At 55.1% G+C, this 25,542-nt stretch carries 22 protein-coding genes; 20 read left to right on the top strand and 2 right to left on the bottom strand.

The window, feature by feature from the left end:
* The first annotated feature begins 95 nt into the window (after positions 1 to 95).
* The 8 genes from smc to trmD all read left to right on the top strand — a co-directional run bounded on the left by smc (position 96) and on the right by trmD (position 8,632).
* The gene (gene smc, locus D3P09_RS02070; protein ID WP_120106758.1) at positions 96 to 3,674 is read left to right on the top strand and encodes a chromosome segregation protein SMC; all 3,579 of its coding nucleotides are present in this window, start codon (positions 96 to 98) and stop codon (positions 3,672 to 3,674) included.
* Positions 3,675 to 3,721: 47 nt separating this feature from the next.
* Positions 3,722 to 4,729, top strand: a complete 1,008-nt coding sequence (ftsY, locus tag D3P09_RS02065; protein ID WP_120106756.1) for a signal recognition particle-docking protein FtsY — start codon at positions 3,722 to 3,724, stop codon at positions 4,727 to 4,729.
* A gap of 198 nt (positions 4,730 to 4,927) precedes the next feature.
* Positions 4,928 to 5,338 carry a putative DNA-binding protein gene (locus D3P09_RS02060; protein ID WP_120106754.1) on the top strand — a complete coding sequence of 137 codons (411 nt, stop codon included), beginning with the start codon at positions 4,928 to 4,930 and terminating at the stop codon, positions 5,336 to 5,338.
* Positions 5,317 to 6,696 (top strand): signal recognition particle protein, encoded by a 1,380-nt coding sequence (gene ffh, locus D3P09_RS02055; protein WP_120106753.1) that lies wholly within the window; start codon positions 5,317 to 5,319, stop codon positions 6,694 to 6,696. The genes D3P09_RS02060 and ffh overlap by 22 nt, the downstream gene beginning before the upstream one ends.
* A gap of 45 nt (positions 6,697 to 6,741) precedes the next feature.
* Positions 6,742 to 7,014, top strand: a complete 273-nt coding sequence (gene rpsP / locus D3P09_RS02050) for a 30S ribosomal protein S16 (RefSeq protein WP_120106751.1) — start codon at positions 6,742 to 6,744, stop codon at positions 7,012 to 7,014.
* A 25-nt stretch (positions 7,015 to 7,039) separates the two neighbouring features.
* The gene (locus D3P09_RS02045) at positions 7,040 to 7,270 is read left to right on the top strand and encodes a KH domain-containing protein (RefSeq protein ID WP_120106749.1); all 231 of its coding nucleotides are present in this window, start codon (positions 7,040 to 7,042) and stop codon (positions 7,268 to 7,270) included.
* Positions 7,271 to 7,359: 89 nt separating this feature from the next.
* On the top strand, positions 7,360 to 7,884 hold the full coding sequence (rimM, locus tag D3P09_RS02040; protein WP_120106748.1) for a ribosome maturation factor RimM: 525 nt from the start codon (positions 7,360 to 7,362) through the stop codon (positions 7,882 to 7,884).
* 4 nt (positions 7,885 to 7,888) lie between these two features.
* A complete protein-coding gene (gene trmD, locus D3P09_RS02035) occupies positions 7,889 to 8,632 on the top strand; it encodes a tRNA (guanosine(37)-N1)-methyltransferase TrmD (protein WP_120106746.1) in 744 nt (247 codons plus the stop codon).
* Between the two features lie 47 nt (positions 8,633 to 8,679).
* Here the strand turns inward: trmD and D3P09_RS02030 are convergent, their stop codons facing one another.
* Positions 8,680 to 10,065 carry an S-layer homology domain-containing protein gene (locus tag D3P09_RS02030; RefSeq protein ID WP_165867279.1) on the bottom strand — a complete coding sequence of 462 codons (1,386 nt, stop codon included), beginning with the start codon at positions 10,063 to 10,065 and terminating at the stop codon, positions 8,680 to 8,682.
* A gap of 274 nt (positions 10,066 to 10,339) precedes the next feature.
* On the opposite strand from D3P09_RS02030, the gene rplS reads away from it, so the two are divergent.
* The 7 genes from rplS to D3P09_RS01995 all read left to right on the top strand — a co-directional run bounded on the left by rplS (position 10,340) and on the right by D3P09_RS01995 (position 15,969).
* On the top strand, positions 10,340 to 10,681 hold the full coding sequence (gene rplS / locus D3P09_RS02025) for a 50S ribosomal protein L19 (RefSeq protein WP_120106743.1): 342 nt from the start codon (positions 10,340 to 10,342) through the stop codon (positions 10,679 to 10,681).
* Between the two features lie 185 nt (positions 10,682 to 10,866).
* Complete coding sequence (gene lepB, locus D3P09_RS02020; protein WP_120108450.1) at positions 10,867 to 11,487, top strand: signal peptidase I; 621 nt, start codon at positions 10,867 to 10,869, stop codon at positions 11,485 to 11,487.
* A 15-nt stretch (positions 11,488 to 11,502) separates the two neighbouring features.
* Complete coding sequence (gene ylqF / locus D3P09_RS02015; protein WP_120106741.1) at positions 11,503 to 12,390, top strand: ribosome biogenesis GTPase YlqF; 888 nt, start codon at positions 11,503 to 11,505, stop codon at positions 12,388 to 12,390.
* A 38-nt stretch (positions 12,391 to 12,428) separates the two neighbouring features.
* Positions 12,429 to 13,028 (top strand): ribonuclease HII, encoded by a 600-nt coding sequence (locus D3P09_RS02010; protein ID WP_120106739.1) that lies wholly within the window; start codon positions 12,429 to 12,431, stop codon positions 13,026 to 13,028.
* Between the two features lie 202 nt (positions 13,029 to 13,230).
* Complete coding sequence (locus tag D3P09_RS02005) at positions 13,231 to 15,300, top strand: flagellar hook-length control protein FliK (protein WP_133304960.1); 2,070 nt, start codon at positions 13,231 to 13,233, stop codon at positions 15,298 to 15,300.
* A complete protein-coding gene (locus tag D3P09_RS02000; protein WP_120106736.1) occupies positions 15,297 to 15,608 on the top strand; it encodes an EscU/YscU/HrcU family type III secretion system export apparatus switch protein in 312 nt (103 codons plus the stop codon). Before D3P09_RS02005 ends, D3P09_RS02000 begins: the two co-directional genes overlap by 4 nt.
* Positions 15,598 to 15,969 carry a YraN family protein gene (locus tag D3P09_RS01995; RefSeq protein ID WP_120106735.1) on the top strand — a complete coding sequence of 124 codons (372 nt, stop codon included), beginning with the start codon at positions 15,598 to 15,600 and terminating at the stop codon, positions 15,967 to 15,969. The genes D3P09_RS02000 and D3P09_RS01995 overlap by 11 nt, the downstream gene beginning before the upstream one ends.
* 51 nt (positions 15,970 to 16,020) lie before the next feature.
* On the opposite strand, the gene D3P09_RS01990 is transcribed toward D3P09_RS01995, so the two are convergent.
* On the bottom strand, positions 16,021 to 17,580 hold the full coding sequence (locus D3P09_RS01990; RefSeq protein WP_120106733.1) for a YifB family Mg chelatase-like AAA ATPase: 1,560 nt from the start codon (positions 17,578 to 17,580) through the stop codon (positions 16,021 to 16,023).
* 316 nt (positions 17,581 to 17,896) lie between these two features.
* Between D3P09_RS01990 and sucC the strand changes: the two genes are divergently transcribed.
* The 5 genes from sucC (at position 17,897) to trmFO (ending at position 25,474) form a co-directional block, all read left to right on the top strand.
* A complete protein-coding gene (gene sucC, locus D3P09_RS01985; RefSeq protein WP_120106731.1) occupies positions 17,897 to 19,057 on the top strand; it encodes an ADP-forming succinate--CoA ligase subunit beta in 1,161 nt (386 codons plus the stop codon).
* A gap of 60 nt (positions 19,058 to 19,117) precedes the next feature.
* Positions 19,118 to 20,050, top strand: coding sequence for a succinate--CoA ligase subunit alpha (gene sucD / locus D3P09_RS01980; protein WP_120106729.1), 933 nt, complete (start codon positions 19,118 to 19,120; stop codon positions 20,048 to 20,050).
* A gap of 216 nt (positions 20,051 to 20,266) precedes the next feature.
* The gene (dprA, locus tag D3P09_RS01975) at positions 20,267 to 21,394 is read left to right on the top strand and encodes a DNA-processing protein DprA (RefSeq protein WP_120106727.1); all 1,128 of its coding nucleotides are present in this window, start codon (positions 20,267 to 20,269) and stop codon (positions 21,392 to 21,394) included.
* Between the two features lie 28 nt (positions 21,395 to 21,422).
* A complete protein-coding gene (topA, locus tag D3P09_RS01970; RefSeq protein ID WP_120106726.1) occupies positions 21,423 to 23,522 on the top strand; it encodes a type I DNA topoisomerase in 2,100 nt (699 codons plus the stop codon).
* Between the two features lie 623 nt (positions 23,523 to 24,145).
* Positions 24,146 to 25,474: an FADH(2)-oxidizing methylenetetrahydrofolate--tRNA-(uracil(54)-C(5))-methyltransferase TrmFO gene (trmFO, locus tag D3P09_RS01960; RefSeq protein ID WP_120106724.1), complete on the top strand. Its 1,329-nt coding sequence runs from the start codon at positions 24,146 to 24,148 to the stop codon at positions 25,472 to 25,474.
* The last annotated feature ends 68 nt before the right edge of the window (positions 25,475 to 25,542 follow it).

Genomic DNA, 25,542 nt, shown 5'->3' with positions numbered 1-25,542 from the left:
TTTTTGGGATGTGATATCCCTCCTGTCAGCGCCGGAAATGGTTAACGCAAATAACGATTATGTGGTACAATGTAGGGTGAGGTGAAAGCCAAACTATGTTTTTGAAGCGGATCGAATTAGCGGGTTTCAAATCCTTCGCCGACAAGACCGAGCTTGAATTTGTAACCGGTATTACGGCGGTGGTCGGGCCGAACGGCTCAGGGAAAAGCAATATCTCCGACGGCATCCGTTGGGTGCTTGGCGAACAAAGCGCCAAGAGCCTGCGCGGCGGCAAGATGGAGGATATTATATTCGCCGGCAGCGACGCGCGCAAAGCGGTCAATTACGGCGAGGTTTCGCTTACGCTCGATAATGCGGACGGCGCTCTGCCGCTGGAGTATAACGAGGTAACGGTGACGAGAAGGGTTCACCGGAGCGGCGATAGCGAATATATGATTAACAAGCAGCCATGCCGGCTGAAGGATATTACCGAGCTGTTCATGGATACGGGCATCGGCAAAGAAGCCTACTCCATTATCGGGCAGGGGCGTATTGAGGAGATTCTGAGTACGCGCTCCGAGGACCGCCGGGGTATCTTCGAGGAAGCATCCGGCATAGTGAAATACAAGTCCCGCAAGCGCGAAGCGCAGAAGAAGCTCGATGAGACCGAGCAGAATCTGCTTCGGATTCATGACCTCGTGTCGGAGCTGGAGGATCAAGTCGAGCCGCTGCGCAAGCAGTCGGAGAAGGCGATCCACTTCAAAGCGCTGAAGGAAACGCTCAAAACCAAAGAAATTTCGATGTACGTACATAATATAGAGACGGTGCATCAGGCCTGGTCGCAGGCGACGGACAAGCTGGAGAAGCTTCAAGAGGAGCAGCTTCAGCTGTCTACTGTCGTCAGCAAGCATGATGCGCATCTGGAGCAGGACCGTCTTCAATTGCGCGAGATCGAACAGGAGCTCGACGTGTTGCATGCGTCTATGCTGCAGATCAGCGAAGACGCGGAGAAATGCGAGGGCTACGGCGAAGTGCTGAAGGAGCGCGGCCGCAACCTGGAGCAGAACAAGCGCCAGCTGGAGGAATCCATTGCAGCGCAGGACGAGCGGATCGTAGCGCTGGTCAAAGAGGAAGCGGAGTATCGCAGCCGCGCCGCTGCGCTGGAGCTGGAGCTTGCTGAGCTTCGCGCCAAGCTGGCTGCCGAAGAAGCGAATCTCATTGGAGTCGCAGGCGGCGCAGTGGTGGATGCGGAGGAGAAGCTGAAGAGCGAGCTCCTGGACGTACTGAGCGCGATGGCGCAGCATCGCAATGAAATCCGCTATGCGTCGCAGCAGCGGGAGACGCTACAGCGACGCATGGAGCGGCTGAGCGAGGACGAATCCAAGTGGACGGAGCAGAAGGCCCGTCTCGACGAGAGACGCAGCGGGCTGGAGCAGTCGCTGGCCGATACGCTGGAGTCTCTTGGTTCGATTCGGAACCGCATGCTGGAGCAATCGGAAGCGACGAAGGGGCTCACTGTTCAGCTGGATGAAGTCATGACGGCTATCCGCAAGTGGGAGCAGCGGCTCGACAGCCATATTTCCCGTCGCGATACGATGAAGGAAATGCAGGACGCGCTTGACGGCTTTATGCAGGGCGTTAAGGAAGTGCTCAAGTCTGCACGCCGCGGCTCCGGCGCAATTGAAGGGGTTCACGGCGCTGTCGCCGAGCTGATTCGGGTGCCGCAGCGCATTGAGATTGCGGTGGAGACAGCGCTTGGCGGCGCGCTTCAGCATGTCGTCATGGAGGATGAGCGCACCGCTCGTGCGGCGATTGCGTTCCTCAAGCAGCGGCAGCTTGGCCGTGCAACCTTCCTCCCGCTGGATGTTATCCGGGGCCGGATGGTGCCGGAGCATGACAAACGGACGGCCGCTTCGGTCGAAGGCTTTGTCGGCGTTGCAGCTGATCTGGTCGGCTGCGATGACCGTTACCAGGCGATCGTGAACAACCTGCTTGGCAACGTGCTGCTCGCGGAGACACTGGAGCAGGCGAACCGCATCGCTTCAAAGTGCCAGTACCGTTACCGCGTCGTGACGCTGGAAGGCGATGTCGTCAACGCCGGCGGCTCGATGACGGGCGGCAGCTTGCAGAAGAAAGGCGCAAGCTTGCTCGGAAGAGGACGGCAGATCGAAGCGCTAGACCAGGAGATCAAGGATGCGAAAGCAACGGTTGCGGAGCTGAAGAACCGGCTCAGCGATCTGCGCAAGGAGCATTCCATCCGCTCGCAGGATATGGAAGAGCTGCGCGAGAAAGCGGAGCAGACGCGTATTCAGGAGCAGGGCATCCGGGCGGAGCTGCAGCAGCTTGGTTCTGAGGCGAAGCTGCTGTCAGAGCAAAGCGCTGTATCATCCTCGGAGAGAAGCTCCCAGACGGAAGAGCAGGAGCAGATCGAAGAGATGGCGGCTGCGGCGGAGCAGCGTCTGGAGCAATTGACGCTGGACGAGGCCAGGCTGCAGGAAGCGATTCGCTTGGCCGAAGAGCGCCGCAAGGCGAGTGAGACGGCTAAGGAAGAGCTGCAGGGACAACTGACTGATATTAAGATCGCGGTGGCGAAGACCGATCAAGAGAAGCACAGCTTCGAGGATCAAGCAAGCCGTGTCAGAAGCGATATTCAGCGTGCCAAGAGCGAGCTGGCGGGTCTGCGCTCCTTGTCGGAGCAGCAGGTGGAAGAGATCGCAAGACATGCCGAGGAGAGCGTGGCCCAGATTGAGCAGCTCAATCATCTGCGCATCAAGAAGGCGAACTGCGCCGAGCAGACGGATCTGAAGCGTGCTGCAAGAGCGCAGCGCATTGCGGAGCTGGAGCAAGGCGAGAGCGAGACGAAGGAGCAGCGCGCCCAGCTTCGCGCCGTAGAGGATCAGATGCGAAGCACCGAGATTGCCGTCAACCGGCAGGACGTGGAGCTGGACAACCTGCTCCGCAAGCTGAGCGAGGAATACGAGCTTAGCTTTGAACTGGCGAAGGAGCAATACCCGGTGCCGGAGGATGTGCTTGGCACCCAGAATGAGGTTCGCGACCTGAAGCGCCAGATTGCCGCGCTGGGTGAGGTTAACCTGGGCGCAATCGAGGAATATGAACGCGTCAAGGAACGCTATGAATTCCTGTCGGAGCAGAAGAACGATCTTATCGATGCGAAGACGGCGCTTTATCAGGTTATCAAAGAGATGGACGAAGAGATGTCGAAGCGGTTCCGGACGACTTTCGAAGCGATTCGCGGACATTTTGTCGTTGTATTCTCCAAGCTGTTCGGCGGCGGACGGGCTGATCTTGTTATGGTTGACCCGGACAATGTCCTTGACACCGGTATCGATATCGTGGCACAGCCTCCAGGCAAGAAGCTGCAGAACCTGCAGCTGCTCTCCGGCGGCGAGCGGGCGCTGACGGCGATTGCGCTGTTGTTCGCGATCCTGCAGGTGAAGCCTGTGCCGTTCTGCGTGCTAGACGAGGTCGAGGCCGCACTGGATGAAGCGAACGTATCCCGCTTTGCGCAATACTTGCGCGAGTTCTCGGAGTTGACGCAGTTCATCGTCGTCACCCACCGCAAGGGAACGATGGAGGAAGCGGATGTGCTCTACGGGGTTACGATGGAAGAGGGCGGCGTCTCGAAGCTCGTGTCCGTACGCCTGGAAGAAGAGGGAGAGCCGGTATCGGCTTAATTGAAACTATATATGCAGGTTAGGAAAGGTCAGGAGGAACGGCTGGGATGAGTTTTTTCAAAAAGCTGAAGGAAAGCATCGCTTCCAAGACGGAAGCGGTCACGAACGTATTTAAAGAAGGATTGGCGAAGACGCGCACGGCTTTCGTAGAGAAGGTCGAGGAGCTGATTACACGCCGCAAGAAGATTGACGAGGAATTCTACGAGGAACTGGAAGAAATTCTGATTGGCGCTGACGTAGGCGTCAATACGGTCATGAAGCTAATCGACGAGCTGCGCGCTGAAGTGAAAAAGCGCAAAATCGAGGAAGCGGCAGATTTGCAGCCGGTGCTGTCGGAGAAGCTGGTCGAGCTGCTTAAGGGAGATGATCATGCGGAGCTTCGCATGGCGCCTACAGGGCAAATTACCGTTATTCTATTCGTTGGTGTCAACGGCGTCGGCAAGACAACAACGATCGGCAAGCTGGCGCATAAATTCAAGAGTGAAGGCAAGAGCGTCTTGATGGCGGCTGGCGATACGTTCCGCGCAGGCGCGATCGAGCAGCTGGAAGTATGGGGACAGCGTGTAGGCGTAGACGTCATCAAGCAATCGTCAGGCGCCGATCCTGCTGCCGTTATGTTCGATGCCGTACAGGCGGCCAAGCAGCGCAAGGTTGACGTCTTGCTTTGCGACACTGCGGGACGATTGCAGAACAAAAGCAATCTGATGGAAGAGCTGAACAAAATTTTCCGGGTTATTCAGCGCGAATTGCCGGAAGCGCCTCATGAAGTGCTTCTGGTGCTGGATGCTACAACGGGCCAGAACGCGCTCAGCCAAGCGAAGCTGTTCGGCGAGAAGAGCGGCGTTACCGGACTTGTTCTGACGAAGCTGGACGGAACAGCCAAGGGCGGTATTGTCGTTGCGATCCGCAATGAGCTTAATCTGCCGGTGAAGCTGGTAGGCCTGGGCGAGAAGATGGGCGATTTGCAAACCTTTGATTCCGAGCAATTCGTACACGCCTTGTTCGCCGGCTTGATCAGCCGCGAGACAGAGGAGCAGCCTCCGGCTGCAAACTAAAGCATGCGCCTTGCGTCCAATGACGGCCGATTCCGGTCCGTTATTGGACGTTTTCTATCTAAAAGCATGATTTGAGAAGTGACAAGGTTAATTGCTTGACAGGGCATTCGCCATCATGTATGATAAGAGTCGTTGCAATAGTGTAAAGGGATTTTCCTTGACGGTATTATGCGGCAAGACGAAGAAGGAGGCGAAGGGATGAAGGAGCATACGCCGGATGCCTTAGCCAGAACGACAAGAGTGAATTTGCTGTTCGACTTCTACGAGAGCTTGCTTACCGATAAGCAGCGTACTATACTTACTTATTATTATCACGATGACTTCTCGCTTGGCGAGATCGCATCGGAGTTCGGGATTAGCCGCCAGGCGGTCTACGACAACATCAAGCGTGCCGAGGCTATACTTGAGAGCTACGAAGAGAAGCTTGCTCTTCTGGCGAAGCATGAGCGGCTGATGGAGATGACGGACAAGCTGGAGCGCGACGTGAAGGCTATCGTGACGAATGAATGGGATAAACAGTCGATCATCGACGCCATCGAGCAGTTTCGGGCGGCGGAAGGAACGGCAAGAGAAGGAGGCGAGAGTTCATGGCAGCATTTGAAAGCTTAAGCAATCGGCTTCAGAATGTGTTCAGCAAGCTGAAGGGCAAAGGCAAGGTAAGCGAAGCCGATGTCAATGACGCGATGCGAGAGGTTCGCCTGGCGCTTCTGGAGGCCGATGTTAACTTTAAAGTCGTGAAGGACTTCATCGCCAAGGTGAAGGAGAAAGCAATCGGTCTTGACGTGTCCAAGAGCTTCACGCCGGGGATGGTCATCATCGATATTGTCAACAAGGAACTGACGGAGCTGATGGGCGGCACGCAGGCGAAGCTCGCCAAGGCGAACAAGCCTCCGACCGTCATCATGATGGTCGGCTTGCAGGGCGCCGGTAAGACCACGACGTCAGGCAAGCTGGCGAAGCTGCTTCAGAAGGGCAACCATAAGCCGCTTCTGGTAGCCTGCGATATCTATCGTCCCGCCGCGATCAAGCAGCTGCAGGTGCTGGGCGAGCAGATCGGCGCGCCGGTATTCTCCCTTGGCGACAAGACTTCTCCGGTTGAGATCGCGAAGGCTGGCCTCCAGCATGCGAAGGATAACGGCAATGACTACATCATCTTCGATACCGCAGGCCGTCTGCATATCGATGAAGAGCTTATGGATGAGCTGAAGCGCATCCATGAGCATGTGAAGCCGGACGAGGTTCTCCTCGTCGTCGACGCCATGACCGGTCAAGATGCGGTCAACGTCGCGCAGAGCTTCCATGATCAGCTTGAGCTAAGCGGCGTCGTGCTGACAAAGCTTGACGGCGATACGCGCGGCGGCGCGGCGCTGTCTGTCAAGGCGGTTACGGGCCGTCCGATCAAATTCGCCGCAATGGGCGAGAAGATCGACTCCTTGGAGCCGTTCCATCCGGAGCGGATGGCTTCCCGTATTCTCGGCATGGGCGACATGCTGTCGCTTATCGAGAAGGCGCAGGCAGGCATCGACGCGGATAAAGCGGCGGAGATGGAGCGCAAGATGCGCACCGCGGAATTTACCTTTGACGACTTCCTGGACCAGATGGAGCAAGTGCGCAAGCTCGGCCCGCTGGATCAGATCATGGATATGCTGCCAGGCATGAACAAGATGAAAGGCGGCATGAAGGATTTGAAGGTGGACGAGAAGCAGATCGGCCGCATCGAAGCGATCGTCCGCTCCATGACGAAGGAAGAGAAGCAGAAGCCGGAGCTTCTGAATCACAGCAGACGCAAGCGCGTTGCCGCAGGCAGCGGCACGACCATCGTCGAAGTGAACCGCCTGATCAAGCAGTTCGACGATATGCGCCGGATGATGAAGCAATTCTCGTCCATGATGGGACCGAAAGGGCCGAAGGGCGGCAAGAAGGGCCTGAAGGGCATGCTCGGACGCAAGATGAAATTCCCGTTTTAATGTCTAGATAGAGGCAAGTTCATTTTTCGAAGGAGGTGAATGATAATGGCAGTACGTATTCGCTTGAAACGTATGGGTGCTCACAAAGCTCCTTTCTACCGCGTAGTGGTATCGGATTCCCGTTCCCCGCGTGATGGACGTTTTATTGAAGAAATCGGCACTTACAATCCGGTTGCACAGCCAGCTCAAGTTTCGATCGACGAAGAGAAAGCTCTGAAATGGCTTCAAACTGGAGCGCAAGCTTCCGACACAGTTCGCGACCTGCTTTCCAAAGCTGGCGTTTTGAAAAAGTTCCATGAGCTTAAGCAACAGAAGTAACGGTTGAAGAGCGGAGGGCTTTGTGATGAAAGAATTAATTCTTGTCATAGCGAAGGCTTTAGTGGATCATCCGGACGAAGTGCGGGTCGGCGTGAAGGAAGATGAACGCAGCACGGTTTACGAGTTGTCGGTTCACCCCGATGATATAGGCAAGGTTATCGGTAAGCAAGGACGGATTGCGAAAGCGATGCGTACAGTCGTTACCTCCGCCTCTGTCAAATCCAGCAAACGCGTCATCGTCGATATACTTTCATAATGGACTGCATCTTCAGGGTTGGGACGAATGTCCTGACCCTCTTTGTCGTGTTATAATAGCTATAACCAATGAAAAGAAGGAATGATGGCATGAGCGGAAAATGGTATACAGTAGGGAAAATCGTCAATACGCACGGCATCCGGGGCGATGTGAAGGTGCTCCCGCAGACGGATTTCGCGGACCAGCGCTTTGCTTCCGGCAGCAAGCTTCTGATGGTCAATGAAGAGAACGGCGAGTCCCGCGAAGTTAAGATTGTGAGCTCCAGAGAGCAGAAGAATGTCTATCTGATCAAGCTGGACGGCTTCAACAATATTAACGATGTCGAGAAATACAAGGGCTGGCTGCTGAAAATATCGGAGACCGAGCAAGGCGAGCTGGAGGATGGCCAATATTATTACCATCAAATTATCGGCTGCGCCGTTGTAACAGAGGATGGCGAAGAGCTTGGAGCAATCTCCGAAATTCTAAGCCCCGGCGCCAATGACGTGTGGGTCGTCGACCGTCCGAAGTCGAAGGGCAAGCAGCTGCTGCTCCCGGTTATTGATGAAGTGGTGCTTGATGTGAACATAACGGACAAGCGGGTTACGGTAAGGCTCATGGAAGGGTTGATCTAGCACCATGAGAATTGATGTATTGACGCTATTCCCGGAGATGTTCGAAGGTGTCTTCGGAGTAAGCATTCTGGGCAAGGCGAAGGAGAAAGGGATTGTATCGCTTGAGGCGGTCAACTTCCGCCGTTATGCCGGCAACAAGCACAGCACGGTAGACGACTACCCGTACGGCGGGGGCGGAGGCATGGTGCTGAAGCCTGATCCGGTATTCGCGGCTGTAGAGGATCTGCAGACCGATCCGGGCGTGAGGCCCCGTGTTATTCTGATGTGCCCGCAAGGGGAAACGTTCACGCAGCAGAAGGCGGAGGAGCTCTCTAAGGAGCAGCATCTTGTGTTGATTTGCGGCCACTACGAAGGTTATGACGAGCGAATTCGCGAGCATCTCGTGACGGACGAACTGTCCATAGGGGACTATGTGCTCACCGGCGGTGAGATTCCGGCAATGACGGTTATCGACAGTGTGGTCCGGCTGCTGCCTGGCGTGCTGGGCAACGAGACTTCGGCGGTAACGGATTCCTACAGCACAGGGCTGCTGGAGCATCCGCATTATACAAGGCCTCCGGAATTCCGGGGCTGGAGCGTTCCGGATATTCTCGTATCCGGGCACCATGCCAAGATTGAGGCATGGCGCAGGGAGCAGTCGCTTCTGCGGACGCTGGAGCGCCGTCCGGATCTGCTGGAGACGGCCGAGCTGACGGAGAAAGAAAGGAAATGGCTATCTTCGTTGAAGAAGGAGTCCGAACAACAATAAGGGAATGCGGCTTCTTAGGAGGCTGCATTCCCTTATTGGCTGTTAGGTTATTCGTCCGCCTGAAGCGGCGTGAAAAAGTCCTGCGTATAATAGACTTGATAATATCCGCCTAACGCAACGCCCGTCCCCAATCGGGTCAGCTTGCCGTTAAGCAGCGTCTCGCGATGGCCGCTCGTTGAATTCAGCAGCGTGTAATGCGCGAAGATGCTGTTGTCGAAGCCGGCGGCAATGTTCTCTGACGCGAGGCGGTACGAGATTCCTTTTGCTTTCATACGGTCGAACGGCGTTTTATTGTCCAGGTTTTTGTGGCTGAAAAACTGCTTGTCCCGCATGTTCTCGCTATGGCCTCTTGCCGCTGCCGAAGCGAGCTTGTCCCATTGCAGCGTTGAGATGCCTCTGACTGCGCGCTCTGCATTCGTCAGATCGAACAATTGACGCTCCATCGCATCGCGGAACGCTGTATCTTTGGCGCTCGGCGTTTGTTTGGCTAACGAGCTTTGCTGCCGGAGGATGCCGGAGATTTTATTGCCGTCTTGCGTATCGATAAATAAAGTAGTCCGGATTCCGTCCGCCGTATAGGCGTAATATGTATCCTTCTTCTCCTCAGCGGTGACGCCGGACAGTCCCTTCTGCGCATTGCTCAGCGTCTGGCCTGCCGTCAGACCTCCAGGGAGCTTCCAGCCTTTCTTCGTGACGGAGAATTGGGCTGCCACTTTACCGTCCAACACGCCGTACAGCTTCAGCTCGGCGTCGTTCTGGTTGTAGACGTACCAGCTATAGGCATATTCGCTTGGGTCGATGCGGTCGGGCTTGCCTAGCCGGTGGGTCAGCTTGTCGACGCCATCGCCTAGCTCGATGCCGCTCAGACCGGCAGCATCTTGCTGAAGCTTTGTGGCTGACAGCTGGCTGGTATGTTCTTTGAGCATGAACAGGAAGGTCAGAGCCTCCGCGCGTGTAACCCCGCCGGCCGGGACAAAACCTTTGACCGTGGCTGAAGTCCGGCCCTTCGAGATGCCTTCGTCAAGCAGCCATTGAATCGCTTCATTCTCGGAAAATCGCTTGCCGCTTGCCGCTGTTGCCATTAGCAAAGCTGCTTGTCCTCTGCGGAAGCTGCCGCGCTCGTTATTGAAGGTAACGGGCCAGCCATATTGCTCCGCGAACTCGTAATACGAGTCGAACCACTGGCCACCTGCGCTAGCTGAGGGCACTTCTGTACCGTATGCCCGCAGGAGCATGGCGAGAAATTCGGCTTCGCTTACCGGCTTGTCGGGTTGGAACGTTCCGTCCTCGTAGCCTTTGGCCAGTCCTTCATCCAAGGCCCAATCGATGTACGAGGAAGCCCAGTGTCCTCTCGTGTCGGCCAAGGCTTGCGAACCAGTGCCGGCATGCGCGGCAGGGACGCCTGGGGAGAGGAGCAATCCTGCCACCGTCATGATAGTAATCCAAGTTTTTGCGGGCCGCCGGGGAACCGCATTTGGGCCAGGTTTCTTCTTGTGTGGCAATCGAGTGCACCTCCATCTGACTGATAGAATCAATGTCAGTATACATGAACATGTCCGGTGGAAGAAACCAGTTGATTTGTGCATTTAACTATGGTAAAATTTCTAATGTTGTTTGTTTAAGTCGGACGGTCCGCTATAAGCGAGGATCGGGCTCAGTGGAGTCCAGGAGCTTACATGAACGTCTATGGTGGAAGGAGTGAACTCAATGAATATCGTACAAGCGATTACTCAAGAGCAATTGCGTAAAGATCTTCCTAGCTTCCGTCCTGGTGACACGCTGAAGGTTTACGTTAAAGTTATCGAGGGCACGCGCGAGCGTATCCAGCTGTTCGAAGGCGTTGTTATTAAACGTCGCGGCGGCGGAATCAGCGAGACTTTTACGGTGCGCAAAATTTCTTACGGTGTTGGCGTGGAAAGAACTTTCCCGATCCATTCGCCTAAGATCGACAAAATCGAAGTAGCACGTCGTGGTAAAGTGCGTCGCGCTAAGCTGTACTACCTTCGCAACCTGCGCGGTAAAGCTGCTAGAATTAAAGAGATTCGCTAAGAACAAACGTCAAGAGGGGCTTGCGCAAACAAGCTCCTTTTCGTTTTTTTATCGCTGCCCCTACATAATACAGTGTTAAAGGAAAGAAGGCGAGATGGATGGATTCGCAACATCGCAACGAGGATAACAACCCGAATGAAACAACCGGGGCTCCGGCCAACGATTCGAACCGTCAATCCGGCGAGATGACGGGACGTTCCACCAGACAGCGTTCCAGCGACAAAAAAGGGGGAGCGTACAAGGAAATTGTAGAATGGATCAAGGCGCTCGTTATTGCGGTCGTACTTGTATTTTTCATTCGACAGTTCCTGTTTTCGCCATTTATCGTAGACGGGCCGTCCATGGAGCCTAACTTTGAATCGGGCGAGCGGCTAATCGTCAATAAGATTTTGTATACGTTCAGAGAGCCTAAGTTCGGGGAAGTCGTCGTATTCGACGTTCCGGAGCAAGGCCGCAAGTTCATCAAGCGCGTTATCGGCGTGCCTGGCGACAAAATCAAGCTTGAAGGCGACGATTTGTACATTAATGACAAGCTGGTTGAGGAACCTTATATTAAGCAAGCGATTGAAGAAGCCCACGCCAGAGGAGAATTGTACAATGGCGACGGATCAAGCTACAACTTCCCGAACGATATGGTGCAAGAGATGGTGGTGCCGGAAGGGACGATCTTCGCAATGGGCGACCACCGCGACAACAGCACCGACAGCCGCATGATCGGCTTTGTGGAGGACAAGGAAGTTGTGGGACGGGCGGATGTCATCTTCTGGCCGTTCGACAAGATCAGTTTTATCAAGCATCGGTATTAGACATGAGGTGAAGGCATGGCCATTCAATGGTTTCCGGGTCATATGACCCGTGCCAAACGGCAAATTCAAGACAAGCTTAAACTAATCGACATTGCCATAGAGCTGCTGGACGCGCGCGTGCCGCTGTCGAGCCGAAACCCGATGGTAGACGATATTTTGCAAAATAAACCGAGATTGATCGTACTCAACAAGTCCGATCTGGCCGATCCGAAGACGACGGAGAAGTGGATGGCTTATTTTGCCCATGAGGGCCACGAATGTGTTGCTGTTGATTCGCAGACGGGCACTCGTGTAGGCGATATTCCGGCCAAGGCCAAAGAGATTCTGCACGAGAAGATTGCGAAGCAGATCGCGAAAGGCATGAATCCGCGCGCCGTACGGGGGCTGATCGTCGGCATTCCGAACGTCGGGAAGTCGACGCTTATCAACCGCCTCGCAGGCCGCAACATCGCTGCAACCGGCGATAAGCCGGGTGTGACGAAAGGCCAGCAGTGGATCAAGGTCGGAACGGAGATGGAGCTGCTCGATACGCCGGGCATTCTGTGGCCGAAGTTCGAGGATCAGCTCGTCGGCTACCGGCTGGCGATGACCGGGGCGATCAGGGAGCAGATTTTGAACGTGGACGATATTGCGTTTTTCGCTGTGCGTGAGCTTGCGGACCGTTACTGGCCTGCGCTGCAGGAGAGATACGAGCTGGAGAAGCAGCCTTCCGATCCGGAAGACAGCGAAGAGATTGTACGCGTCATGGAAGATATCGGACGTAAGCGCGGCTGCCTCATGGGGGGCGGACGCGTCGATCTGGAGAAGGCGTCGGGCATTATCCTGCGCGATCTCAGAGCGGGCAAGCTGGGCAGAATTACGCTGGAGGCTCCTTACGACGATATGCCGGTGAGAGAACGCTAGTCGGCATTGGCGTTAGGGGAGAAACGGGGGAACAGAACTTGCTGGGACTGGAACGCGCGGTCTGGGATGAAGGGATCGTCCACATTGCTGGAGTGGATGAAGTCGGGCGCGGATGCCTGTTCGGCGATGTCGTCGCCGGCGCGGTTATCCTGCCCCCCGGTCTTGAGATAGAAGGCATTAACGATTCCAAGAAGCTGACCGAGAAGAAGCGTGAATATTTGTATGACGTCATTGCGGAGAAGGCTGTCTCGTGGTCCGTCGCGCATGTTGACGCCGAGACAGTGGATCGCATCAATATCAAGCAGGCAGCAAGGCTGGCGATGAAGCTGGCCGTGGAGTCGCTGAGCGTGCCGGCGCAATATTTGCTGGTGGATGCGGAGAAGATTGATTTGGAGCTGCCGCAGCAAGCGATTATTAAAGGCGATGCGACCAGCCAATCAATTGCTGCCGCCTCCATCATGGCCAAGGTTACGCGCGACCGTCTGTGCGCGGGGGAATGGGAGAAGCAATATCCCGACTACGGAATTGCGGTACATAAAGGATATGCGACAAAGCTGCATCAGGAACGCCTGCTGGAGCTTGGCCCCTCTCCGCTGCATCGGCGCACATTTTTGCGTAAGCTGCTTGGCGAGGTATAGCACTTATAACGCTTGCACTCGGCGAGGAACGCCTTAATCGTTCCTTGCTGAGCTGCAGGCGTTTTTGTTTTGGCCCGGGCTGGAATTTGGCCGCTCCGAAGCAAACAATCCTATGCCGGACCTTCATGGATGAAGACCGGGGACCGATATAGTACATATATGTTTAACGTGTGATGCAATCCGCAGGCGAAGGAGAATGAACGTGAATATCAGTCAAATGATGCGAGGGTTGCTGGGCGATGCAGTAAGCGGGGAAACTCGAGCCATGGAATTGAAGGTCGGCCAGGTCGTGCGAGGCGTCGTGGTGCAAACCTTTGAAAATAACGAAGCGATGATTCAGATCAACGGCGTGCAGGTGCGCGCCAAGCTGGAGATGCCGATGTCGGCGGGACAGTCCGCCATGCTGCAAGTGCAGCCGGAGTCGAACGGATCACTTGTGATGCTGAAGGCGGTGGATTTAAGCGCATCCGGCTTGCTGGATGACACCTTCCGCGATTACGCCAAGATGCTCGGACTGCCGGACCAGCGCTGGTCGCTTGATATAGTCAAGGATTTGAGAAGAGAAGGCTTCCCGTTCAACCGGACTACTTCGTTAGCTTTTCAATCGGCGCTGGCTGCTATGCCGCGGGGCGCTGACATGGAGCAGTGGATGACGGCGGCTGCAGCTGCATTCAAACGCGGCTTGCCCATGACGGCAACGACCATTGCCTCGATGGGGCAGGTGATGTTCGGCCGGGCGTCTCATGAGCTGCTGGATTCGCTGCAGCAGCAGCTAGGAGCATTTATGAAGGGATTGGGCTCAGCGGAGGCGGGCAGTCCTGCAGGGGCCGCTCAGCAGGCGGGAGCGCGCGTGTTGACGCTTCTGATGCAAGGCGACGCTCTGTTGCGCGGCGGACTAGCGGAAAGCAGCAACGGTACGCCGGGTGGCTCTGCTGCCGCACAGAACCAGGGGCAGCAAGCCCCGGCAGGCGCTCAGCCCTCCGTTCCCGGGCAAGCCGCTCCGCAGAACGGTGCGCAATCTGTTCCGCAGAATGCTTCTCAACCTGCCATGCAGAATGCTGCTCAGGCCGCAGTACAACCTGGTTCTTCGCAACCTGCAGCGCAGGGGGCGGCTCAAGGCGCATCGCAGGCTGCGGCTGGCGGGGCAAGCGGCCCGCTTGCAGGGCAAGCAGCCACAGCTCAAGCTGCGGCGCCTGCTGCCGGGGCCAACTGGCTGGGCGGCATGATGAAGTGGCTTGGCGTCGATCATGAGCTGCAGCTTGCCAAAGCAGCGACTGCGGTGGAATCCGGAGGGCAGCTCGGGACAGCGCAGCCGACGAAGCAGTCCGCAGCCGATACGGGGTTGCTGCGGCCGCAGGCTGGCACTACCGGCGGAGGGGCGCAGGCTGGCCTGGCCGCGTCAGCGGCAGCAGGAGCCGACGTAGAAGCGGCAGCAGCCGCCGGAGCGCGGACAGAGGCGGCAGCGACGGGACCGAGAAGCGAAGCTGCCGCCATGGCGGCTAGAAGTGCGGAGCCAGCCGCAGCAGAGAGCGGAAGAGCTCAAGCGGCTGCAGCGCAGCCTTCTCCGCCGCATACTGCGCAGGTTGCGCAGCAGCATCCATCGGCTGTATCGGATGCGGCCAGCCGCGGGGATCAAGCTCTTGCTCCGTCTCAGCATGCTCAGCAAGCAGCAGCTGCCCCTTCAAGTCCGGCGCCGGCGGAGACGTTGAAAAACGCGCTGCTTTCGCTTTTGCAGGCGAGCGATACACCCCCGGCGATCAAAGAAACGGCCCAGCAGCTTATTCACCAGATTACCGGACAGCAGCTGCTGCTCACGCCAGAACGCAACAGCTCGGTATTCACGCATGTAACGATGTTCATTCCGCTGAAGGATGCAGACGGCGGAACGACCGCCTCCGTTCATATCCAGACCCGGCGCGGCAAGAGAGGGGAGCTCGATGCGGACAATTGCCGCCTTTTGTTCAATCTCTCCATGGCATCGCTGGGCGACACGCTCGTGGACGTGAACGTGACAGACAAAATCGTTAGCTTGAACATTTGGAACGACCATCCCGCAATCGCAGAGCTGGTCGAAGGTTCGCGCAATGAAATCGCCGAGCGGCTCCAAGGCACTGGCTATCAGCTGCTGTCGCTGCGGACCACGCCTTTGCCAGCCCGAGATGGCAGCGAGGCGGCGCCCGCGGTTGCGGCAAAGGATAAAAAGGCACAGACGCCGCCGGATCTGGCGCAGTTCGCCTCTACGCGCTACAAAGGAGTGGATTACCGGATATGAGCCAGGATCATGATGGCAAGGACAAGCCGGCTCCTATGCGCAAGGCTGTAGCGCTCAAGTATGAGCCTGGAGAACGGACCGCTCCGGTGCTGGTAGCAAAAGGGCAAGGCATGATCGCGGACCGGATACTGGAGAAGGCGAAGGAAAGCGGAGTGCCTGTGCAGCAGGATTCGTCGCTGGTCGAAGTGCTCTCGAAGCTCGATGTGGATCAGGAGATTCCGCCTGAGCTGTATGCCCTTGTCGCGGAAGTATTGACCTTCGTCTACCAGTCGGACCGCAGGGCGAAGGAGATCGCCGATGAGCGTTAATCGGCAGCATATAGGGAGCATTGGGGAAGCGGAGGCGAGGCGCCGCCTGGTGCTGGGAGGCTATACGATACTGGCAGCCAATTGGCGCAACAGGCAAGGCGAGCTTGATCTGGTCGCCAGGAGCGGCGAGCGAATCATATTTGTCGAAGTCAGGTCGCGCAGCGCTGCCAGCAGAGGCAGATTCGGGACGGCGGAGGAGTCCGTCGATCCCCGCAAGCAAAGACAGGTTCGATTGCTTGCTCAGAGATATTTGCAGCTAACCAACCGATTTGATGTACCTATTCGTTTCGATGTTATTGCCATTACGATTAACGATGATGATACGATTGCTGATTATAAGCATTATGAAGCCGCATTCTGAACCGGAGGATGGATTGTACTTCCGGTGACATAATGCGGCTTTATTTGGGCTTTAACTCATGCGCGCCTCCAATCGGCGGTATTGAATAGCTTCCGCGACATGTTCAGCTTCCACTGTATCGCTGGCTTCTAGATCGGCGATGGTCCTTGCAAGCTTGAGCAAGCGGTCATAGCCCCGCATGCTGATGCCGAGAACCTGGAATGCATTCTCCAGCAGCTTATGCGCGTCGCGCTTCAGAATAGCTGTCTTCCGCAATCCCTCGCCTGTGAGCTCTCCGTTTGTTATGGCGCCCCACTTGCGGTTTCTTTCCAGTTGAATGAAACGGACCCGTTCAACTTTGCTTCTAAGCTCGGCAGTCGTCCATTCGGCTTCATGGCCCTGCTTCTCGAAGGAGATGGGACGGGGCACTTCAACGTGCAGATCAAGCCGGTCAAGCAGCGGACCGGACAGCTTGGAGCGGTAGCGCGAGATAGCCGGCGCGCTGCAGGTGCAGCGCTTCTCGCCGTACTCATGCCCGTAATAACCGCACGGGCAAGGATTGTAGGATGCGGCAAGCATAATATTGGCGGGGAAGCGGACGGTCGCCCTTGCTCGTGCAATCGAGACGACGCGATCCTCCAGCGGCTGTCTCAGCAGCTCCAGCACCATGCGCGGGAACTCCGGGAGCTCGTCCAAAAACAAGACGCCTCGATGCGCCAGTGTAACCTCGCCCGGCTTCGGAATCGAGCCCCCGCCGATCAGGCCGCCGGAAGAGGTGCTGTGATGGGGAGAGCGGAAGGGAGGACGGTCTATCAAGCCGCCTGAGCCTACCGGAAGCTTGCCGGCAACGCTGTAAATTTTGGTGACCTCAAGGGCTTCCTGTTCGGTCAAAGACGGCAGAATGCCCGGAAGCCGGCGGATCATCATGGTTTTGCCGGTTCCGGGCGGCCCGCACAGCAGAATGTTATGCTTCCCCGCCGCAGCGATAAGCATAGCTCGCTTGGCCTGGTGCTGGCCGATAATGTCCGCGAAGTCCTCGCGCTCCGTCTGCTGCTTAGCGGGCTCCGTGCTGGCAATAGCGGCATCCGTTCCAGCGTCCTCGCTAAGCTGGTCCCACAGCGATGAACAGCCGCTCCTTGGCTTCAGCTCCTGAAGATGGGACAGGGCGAATATTTCAACGCCGGATATCCAGGCGGCTTCCCTGCGGTTGGCGAGCGGAAGCAGCACGCGGCTAATATCCATGCGTTTGGCCTGCTCCAGCATCGCAAGCACGCCGGTCACAGGCTTGATGGCGCCGTTCAGCGACAGCTCCCCAATGAGCAGTGCGCCTCCAAGCAGCCCGGCTTCGAGCTGCCCGCTGGCAGTGAGAATGCCGGCGGCGATCGCGAGGTCGAAGGCCGTGCCTTCTTTCCGAAGATCTGCTGGAGCCAGATTGACCGTTATCCGGTCCATCGGAAATGTGAAGCCGCTGTTCTTGATCGCGGCTCTGACGCGCTCCACCGACTCCCGAACCGCGGGATCCGGCAGCCCGACCACGTTTACCTGAGGCAGGCCGCTGCTAATATCGACCTCTACCGAAATACTTTTCCCTTCTACGCCGATAACGCTGGCGCTATGCATCATGCTGAACATAAAAAAGCACCTCCATGGACGGTTAAGACCATACTGAAGGTGCTTCCTTACAGATCTCGTATCAATTTGATTGATTCTTATCATAGCGGCATGGAATAACGCTGTCAATAACAGCCTGCCCTGCGATTAAAAGACATTGAATAGGCCATACTAGTTGGCGTATATAGGCTTTGATCTCATTTTGAGATGATATCCATATCAAAAAGGTTTGCGCTTTCAAGGAAAAACTAAGGTACTGGACAAGGAAAAGTGCTACAATGAAAAAGGTTTGTGTACATATGACTGATTCAAGTCTGTGAAATGGAGGATTTCAACAATGAATATCCATGAGTATCAAGGCAAAGCGGTGCTGAAACAGTATGGTGTAGTCGTACCGGAGGGCAAAGTGGCATTCTCCGTCGACGAAGCTGTCGAAGCGGCACAAGCGCTTGGAACACCGGTGGTTGTCGTGAAAGCGCAAATCCACGCAGGCGGCCGCGGCAAAGCGGGCGGCGTTAAAGTAGCCAAAAACTTGGACGAGGTTCGCGCGTTCGCGAGCGAAATTTTGGGCAAGGTGCTTGTGACTCATCAAACGGGTCCTGAAGGCAAAGAAGTGAAACGCCTTTTGATCGAGCAAGGCTGCGATATTAAAAAAGAATACTATATTGGCGTCGTTCTGGACCGCGGCACTGGCCGCGTGACAATGATGGCTTCCGAAGAGGGCGGCACGGAGATTGAAGAAGTAGCCGAGCATTCCCCTGAGAAAATTTTCAAAGAAGTTATCGATCCAGCAGTCGGCATGCAAGCTTTCCAAGCGCGCAAGCTGGCTTACGCAATCAATATTCCAGGCGAGCTTGTGAACAAAGCAGTTAAGTTCATGCTGGCTCTATACACAGCTTTCGTAGAGAAAGACTGCTCCATCGCCGAGATCAACCCGCTGGTTGTAACAGGCGACGGCAACGTCATGGCTCTGGACGCGAAGCTGAACTTCGATTCCAACGCTCTGTACCGCCAGAAGGAAATTCTGGAGCTGCGCGATCTGGAAGAAGAAGATGCAAAAGAAATCGAAGCGTCCAAATACGACCTGAGCTACATTGCGCTTGATGGCAACATCGGCTGTATGGTTAACGGCGCAGGCCTTGCTATGGCTACAATGGACATTATCAAATACTACGGCGGCGACCCTGCCAACTTCCTGGACGTAGGGGGCGGCGCTACCAAAGAGAAAGTTACGGAAGCTTTCAAAATCATCCTGTCTGACGAGAAAGTAAAAGGCATTTTCGTCAACATTTTCGGCGGCATCATGAGATGCGACGTTATCGCGGAAGGCGTTATTGCAGCTGCAAAAGAGCTTGGTCTTGACCGTCCGCTTGTCGTTCGCCTTGAAGGCACGAACGTTGAGCTTGGCAAGAAGCTGCTGAACGAATCCGGCCTGAACATTGTCGCAGCTGACTCCATGGCTGACGGCGCGCAAAAAATTGTCGCACTCGTAAAATAAAGCCGCTGAACCTGCGGCTGACGATACGCATACGAATTCAATCAGGGGATGTGAGTTAAGTTGAGTATTTTGGTCAATAAGGATACAAAGGTCATCACTCAAGGCATAACAGGCAAAACTGGCATGTTCCATGCTAAGGGAGCTCTCGACTACGGCACGCAGATGGTAGGCGGCGTAACGCCTGGCAAAGGCGGCACGAACGTTGACATTACGCTGGAGAACGGCTCCGTCGTTTCCCTGCCGGTATTCAATACAGTTGTGGAAGCTAAAAACGCAACGGGCGCTACGGCATCCGTTATTTATGTACCGCCTGCATTCGCAGCAGATTCCATCATGGAAGCTGTTGATGCCGAGCTGGACCTGGTCATCTGTATTACAGAGGGCATTCCGGTTCTGGACATGGTGAAAGTAAAGCGTTACATGGAAGGCAGCAAGACGGTTCTGATCGGACCTAACTGCCCAGGCGTTATTACACCAGGCGAGTGCAAAATCGGCATCATGCCGGGCTACATCCACTCTGTGGGCCATGTAGGCGTCGTATCCCGCTCCGGAACGCTTACGTATGAAGCGGTTCACCAGCTGACGACTCGCGGCATCGGACAATCCTCCGCTGTCGGCATCGGCGGTGACCCGGTGAAAGGCTCCGAGTTCATTGATATTCTGAGCCGTTTCAACGACGACCCAGACACATACGCAGTAATCATGATCGGCGAGATCGGCGGCACGGCTGAGGAAGAAGCGGCTGAGTGGATCAAAGCGAACATGACGAAGCCGGTTGTCGGCTTCATCGGCGGCGCAACGGCGCCTCCGGGCAAACGTATGGGCCATGCAGGCGCGATCATCTCGGGCGGCAAAGGTACTGCAGCTGAGAAAATCGCTACGCTGGAAGCTTGCGGCATCAAAGTTGCTCCAACTCCGTCGGAGATGGGCTCCACGCTTGTAAGCGTTCTGGAAGAGAAAGGCCTGCTCGAGAAGTGCATCACTCGCAAGTAATATAATGAAGGTAAGCAACCTTCGGACACGATTTATGGTGTCTGGAGGTTGTTTTTTTTGTTTTATGTGCATAGAGACTTGGTATTTCTGCAGGGCTGAAGGGCATTTCAAATACATAGTTGTGACACAAATTTGGCGGCCGACTTGCATTCTGCTTCTCCGTAACGCACAATAGATAGGAATGCAGACCGGCCCGAAGAGATGAGGGTTGGTTATATGGATAACGAGCTTATGTTGTGCAGAAGCATGATTATTGCCTATTATGAGCAGCCGGGCATCGGCTGGCATGCGGTGGAGAAAGCGGTTCGCCATCAGCTGTGGCGCAAGCCGGATTGGTCAAGGGCAGAGCTCCTGGGCATGGGGCTTACGCCAGAGCAAGCGGAGAAGACAGAACGCTTCCTCCGCAATGGAGCCTGGAAGGACACAGCTTCCTCAAGGCGGGATGATGATAGAGCTGATGTCGCCGTGCTGACGCCTTTCGACGACGCATATCCATCCATTCTGCGGGAAATTGCGCAGCCCCCTTGGGTGCTTTACGCAAAGGGGCGGCTGGAGCTGTTGGCGCGACCCGCTGTGGCCATGGTCGGCACGCGAGTACCGACCGCGTATGGCAGGCATACCGCGTCTGCCATGGCTGAGGAGCTCTCAGAGGCAGGGATTACCGTTGTCAGTGGTCTTGCCCGGGGAATTGACTCCAAAGCCCATGAGGCGGCAATGCAGGGGCCTGGGAGCACAATTGCCGTGCTGCCTACGCCGATTGATACGTGCTACCCTGCAGAGAACGCGTCTTTGTTCCAGAGAATCGCTGAACGCGGGCTGCTCGTTTCGGAGACGCCGGTCGGCACAAAGCTTCATCCCGGCCAGTTTCATCAGCGCAACCGAATTATTGCGGCGCTCAGCAGGGCAACCATAGTAGTGGAAGGCGCCCGGAAGAGCGGTTCGCTGATTACTGCCAAGCACGCGCTTCAGATGGACCGCGAGGTGTTTGCGGTGCCGGGCCAGATTACTTCGCCCAAGAGCGACGGGCCGAATGAGCTTATACGCGAAGGCAGGGCGCGTCTGCTGAGCGAGACATCGCAGCTGTTTCAAGAGCTGCCTTGGCTAACCGGTCAAGCCGGCCTTTTTGCCGGCGGCGCAGGAGGTTCTCCGATAAATTCGGAGGCGGAATCGCTTGAGCCGGAAGAGCGCAGATTAATTGCATTTTTGCAGGATCAGCCCCTGTCGATCAATGAATTGCACGAGCTGTCTGCTATTCCGTTTGGACATTTGAACGCACTTCTGCTAAATTTATGTATAAAACGGAAAATCGAGCTTCAGCCCGGTTCCATATATATAGCACTGTAACTTGTCGTAGAGAGAGGAGGCACCTCGCATGGCAGATTCATTAGTCATAGTTGAATCACCGGCTAAAGCCAAGACAATTGGGAAATATCTGGGCAGCAAATATATTGTAAAAGCGTCCATGGGTCATATCAGGGATTTGCCTAAGAGCCAGATCGGCGTCGAGGTCGAAAATGATTTCAATCCGAAATACATTACGATTCGCGGCAAAGGCAGCGTGCTGAAAGAATTGAAGGATGCCAGTAAAAAAGTGAAAAACGTCTTTCTTGCGGCCGACCCCGATCGCGAAGGAGAGGCGATTGCCTGGCACTTGGCCCACTATCTGGAGCTGAATGAGAAAGAGACGTGCCGCGTCGTATTTAATGAGATAACCAAGCAAGCAGTTAAGGATGCGTTCAAGAATCCGCGCAAAATTAATATGGATTTGGTCAACGCCCAGCAAGCGAGACGGATTCTGGACCGTTTGGTAGGCTACAAAATCAGTCCACTATTATGGAAGAAAGTCAAAAAAGGATTGTCCGCTGGACGGGTGCAATCCGTAGCGGTGAAGCTCATTATCGATCGCGAGAATGAGATTGACGCTTTTATTCCGGAAGAGTATTGGTCGATTACCGCCAAGCTGAATCATGGCGGCGTTGCATTCGAGGCCAAATATCATTCCATTCAAGGCGAGAAGCGTGAGCTGGGCAAAGAAGCGGATGTGCAGGAAGTGCTGCAAGCAATGGGCAAAAATCCGTTTACTGTTGCCGAAGTGAAGGAGAAGGAACGGCTTCGCAACCCGGCTCCGCCATTTATCACAAGCTCGCTCCAACAGGAGGCCGCGCGCAAGATTGGCTTCCGCGCTTCGAAGACGATGTCTGTAGCCCAGCAGCTGTATGAGGGCGTAGAGCTTGGCAAGGAAGGAACGGTCGGTCTTATCACGTATATGAGAACGGACTCGACCCGGATATCTCCTGTTGCGCAGGAAGAAGCCAAGGAATACATCTCGGAGAAGTACGGGGCGGATTATTTCCCTGAGCAGCCGCGCGTCTATACGAAGAAGAACAGCAACGCGCAGGATGCGCATGAAGCGATTCGTCCGACATCCGTTCTTCGCGACCCAGAGTCGATGAAGCCGTTCCTGTCAAGAGACCAGCTTCGGTTGTACAAATTGGTGTGGGAGCGTTTTGTCTCCAGCCAAATGTCCTCCGCTGTGCTTGATACGATGACCGTTGATATGCAATCCGGAAGCACGGTATTCCGCGCGACCGGTTCGAAGGTGAAATTCGCCGGGTTTATGAAGGTGTATGTCGAAGGCAATGATGACGGCACTGTTGAGGAGCATAAGTTTTTGCCGCAGCTGTCGAAAGGCGATGTGATCCAGGCGGAGAGCATCGAGCCGAAGCAGCACTTCACCCAGCCGCCTCCGCGTTATTCCGAGGCAAGGCTCGTCCGTACGCTGGAGGAGCTGGGCATTGGCCGGCCAAGCACGTATGCGCCGACGCTGGAGACGATTCAGAAGCGCGGATACGTAGCGATTGAAGAGAAGAAATTTATGCCGACCGAGCTTGGCGAGCTGGTCATTCAGTTGATGGAGGAGTTTTTCCCTGAAATACTGGATGCCGAGTTTACGGCCAACATGGAAGGCAACCTTGACCATGTCGAGGAAGGCTCGGAAGATTGGGTCAAGGTATTGGCGAATTTCTATGAGTCCTTTGAGAAGCGGCTTGAAGTTGCGGAAGAAGAGATGAAGGAAATTGAAATTCAAGACGAAGTGTCTGACGAGATTTGCGAGAAGTGCGGCAGGCATCTGGTATACAAGATGGGACGCTTCGGCAAGTTCCTGGCATGCTCGGGCTTCCCGGAATGCCGCAATACAAAGCCGATTGTGAAGGACATAGGCGTCACTTGTCCAAAATGCGGCGAAGGCCATATTATTGAACGGCGAAGCAAGAAAGGCCGCATCTTCTATGGCTGCGATCAGTATCCGGGCTGCGATTATGTATCCTGGGATAAGCCGACCGGCAAGCCGTGCCCGAATTGCGAGGCAATGCTAGTCGAGAAGCGCAGCCGCAATGGCGTAAGACTGCAATGCGTTTCCTGCGATTATTCTGAGGAAGTGCAGGACGACGATCAAGAAGAACAAGCGTAAAGGCGGCAGATCCACCTCTCGCCTAGACTAGCATATTACACACACGCAACCACACGTCCTCCCTGCATCAGGGAGGATGATGTTGTTTGAAGGACATGCACAGCCTTGGCACAGTTTCCCAAGATAAGCACATCATTTGCATTTAATTGGATTGCGCGCAAGCGAATTGCAGCCAAATTAGATCAACAGCACCAATTGTGTTATAATCGATCGTCTGCGCATAGTGGCTTAGTCACCAGCACTAACTTAAATCATTTAATGTTCTACAAATCGTCATAAACCAATAGAGACCCAGACCCATCAATCCCGTAAAGGTTATAATAGCGGATCTACAAAGCTGAAGCCGAACACTGCTAGTGTTCCTCATAACGGCTGCCAACTCCAACCCATATCCTATATCGTTAATGCTCAAACTGAAGCCTGTCCCCAAAGGGGCAAAGCGCTCCTAGCTGGAAGTTTCGACAAATCTTCTCTTTCGAGGATTTCGTTACTCAGGCGGGTGTCCAGAGGGCGCAGCGCCTTGGGGCCCTCCCTTGGAAGGGAGGGTTTGGGAGGGTTCGTAAGGGGTAAAGCCCCTCTTAGGGGCCACTCGGGTCTCAATCTACCGAAAGGAATGAACACCATTGACACAGAAAGTGACCGTAATCGGAGCAGGACTTGCGGGCAGTGAGGCCGCATGGCAGATCGCATCGCAAGGCGTGCCCGTTACTTTATACGAAATGCGCCCGGTGAGACAGACGCCTGCGCATCATACGAATAAATTCGCTGAGCTGGTATGCAGCAACAGCCTTCGCGCTAATGGCTTGGCCAATGCGGTTGGGGTGCTGAAGGAAGAGATGCGCCGCCTCAATTCCATCATCTTGAGCAGCGCCGATCTGCATGCCGTTCCGGCAGGAGGCGCGCTTGCGGTTGATCGTGACGGCTTCTCGGGTGAAATTACGAGCAGGCTTCATAATCATCCCCTTATTGAAGTTCGCAATGAGGAAGTAACAGAAATTCCGCAAGACGGCATTACCGTAATCGCTACCGGCCCGCTCACGGCGCCGGACTTGTCCAAGCAAATTCAAGGTTTGCTCGGAGAAGAATATTTCTACTTCTATGATGCGGCTGCTCCGATCATCGACAAAGAATCGATTGACATGAGCAAAGTTTATTTGGCATCCAGATATGATAAAGGCGAAGCGGCTTACTTGAACTGCCCAATGACGGAAGAGGAATTCAATGTCTTCTACGAAGCGATCATTACGGCAGAGAAGGCGGAGCTTAAGGAATTTGAGAAGGAAATTTATTTCGAGGGCTGCATGCCGATCGAGGTTATGATGAGCAGGGGCAAGCAGACCGCTCTGTTCGGTCCGATGAAGCCAGTAGGTCTGGTCAACCCTCATACCGGCAAGCTGCCGTATGCTGTTATCCAGCTGCGTCAGGATAACGCTGCAGGAACTCTGTACAACATGGTAGGCTTCCAGACGCATCTGAAGTGGGGCGAGCAGAAACGTGTATTCTCGCTCATTCCTGGCCTTGAGAATGCGGAGTTCGTCCGTTATGGCGTGATGCACCGCAATACATTCATCAACTCGCCTAAACTTTTGAAGCCGACCTACCAGACTAGAAACCGGGACACGCTGTTTTTTGCCGGCCAAATGACCGGGGTGGAAGGTTACGTCGAATCTGCTGCATCCGGCCTCATTGCCGGTCTGAATGCAGCGCGTTTGGCGAAGGGGCTTGAGCCGCTTGTATTGCCGGAGCATACGGCCCTCGGCAGTATGGCCCAATACATTACGACAGCAGACTTCAAGCATTTTCAGCCGATGAATGCCAACTTCGGCTTGTTCCCGCCGCTGGAGCAGCGGATCAAAAATAAAAAAGAAAAGAACGAAGCGATAGCAAATCGAGCGCTGGATGGCATTGAGCAATTTAAACAGGAACATTTATCGTCGGCCGCCGTACAGTAACTATAGAGGTGTTAAGCCTACACGGCTGTGAATTGTTCCTGAAGCAAGTATTTTATAACGGCTAGATT

Source organism: Paenibacillus pinisoli, from assembly GCF_003605435.1.
GTDB lineage: Bacteria > Bacillota > Bacilli > Paenibacillales > Paenibacillaceae > Pristimantibacillus > Pristimantibacillus pinisoli.
Note: the sequence above shows the minus strand (reverse complement) of the source record. Positions and strands in the feature narration are given on the sequence as shown.

Excerpts from the sequence above, each read along its gene's own strand:
- smc (WP_120106758.1), top strand. The coding sequence starts at position 96 with ATGTTTTTGAAGCGGATCGAATTAGCGGGTTTCAAATCCTTCGCCGAC.
- ftsY (WP_120106756.1), top strand. The coding sequence starts at position 3,722 with ATGAGTTTTTTCAAAAAGCTGAAGGAAAGCATCGCTTCCAAGACGGAA.
- D3P09_RS02060 (WP_120106754.1), top strand. The coding sequence starts at position 4,928 with ATGAAGGAGCATACGCCGGATGCCTTAGCCAGAACGACAAGAGTGAAT.
- ffh (WP_120106753.1), top strand. The coding sequence starts at position 5,317 with ATGGCAGCATTTGAAAGCTTAAGCAATCGGCTTCAGAATGTGTTCAGC.
- rpsP (WP_120106751.1), top strand. The coding sequence starts at position 6,742 with ATGGCAGTACGTATTCGCTTGAAACGTATGGGTGCTCACAAAGCTCCT.
- D3P09_RS02045 (WP_120106749.1), top strand. The coding sequence starts at position 7,040 with ATGAAAGAATTAATTCTTGTCATAGCGAAGGCTTTAGTGGATCATCCG.
- rimM (WP_120106748.1), top strand. The coding sequence starts at position 7,360 with ATGAGCGGAAAATGGTATACAGTAGGGAAAATCGTCAATACGCACGGC.
- trmD (WP_120106746.1), top strand. The coding sequence starts at position 7,889 with ATGAGAATTGATGTATTGACGCTATTCCCGGAGATGTTCGAAGGTGTC.
- D3P09_RS02030 (WP_165867279.1), bottom strand. The coding sequence starts at position 10,065 with ATGACGGTGGCAGGATTGCTCCTCTCCCCAGGCGTCCCTGCCGCGCAT.
- rplS (WP_120106743.1), top strand. The coding sequence starts at position 10,340 with ATGAATATCGTACAAGCGATTACTCAAGAGCAATTGCGTAAAGATCTT.
- lepB (WP_120108450.1), top strand. The coding sequence starts at position 10,867 with ATGACGGGACGTTCCACCAGACAGCGTTCCAGCGACAAAAAAGGGGGA.
- ylqF (WP_120106741.1), top strand. The coding sequence starts at position 11,503 with ATGGCCATTCAATGGTTTCCGGGTCATATGACCCGTGCCAAACGGCAA.
- D3P09_RS02000 (WP_120106736.1), top strand. The coding sequence starts at position 15,297 with ATGAGCCAGGATCATGATGGCAAGGACAAGCCGGCTCCTATGCGCAAG.
- D3P09_RS01995 (WP_120106735.1), top strand. The coding sequence starts at position 15,598 with ATGAGCGTTAATCGGCAGCATATAGGGAGCATTGGGGAAGCGGAGGCG.
- D3P09_RS01990 (WP_120106733.1), bottom strand. The coding sequence starts at position 17,580 with ATGTTCAGCATGATGCATAGCGCCAGCGTTATCGGCGTAGAAGGGAAA.
- sucC (WP_120106731.1), top strand. The coding sequence starts at position 17,897 with ATGAATATCCATGAGTATCAAGGCAAAGCGGTGCTGAAACAGTATGGT.
- dprA (WP_120106727.1), top strand. The coding sequence starts at position 20,267 with ATGGATAACGAGCTTATGTTGTGCAGAAGCATGATTATTGCCTATTAT.
- topA (WP_120106726.1), top strand. The coding sequence starts at position 21,423 with ATGGCAGATTCATTAGTCATAGTTGAATCACCGGCTAAAGCCAAGACA.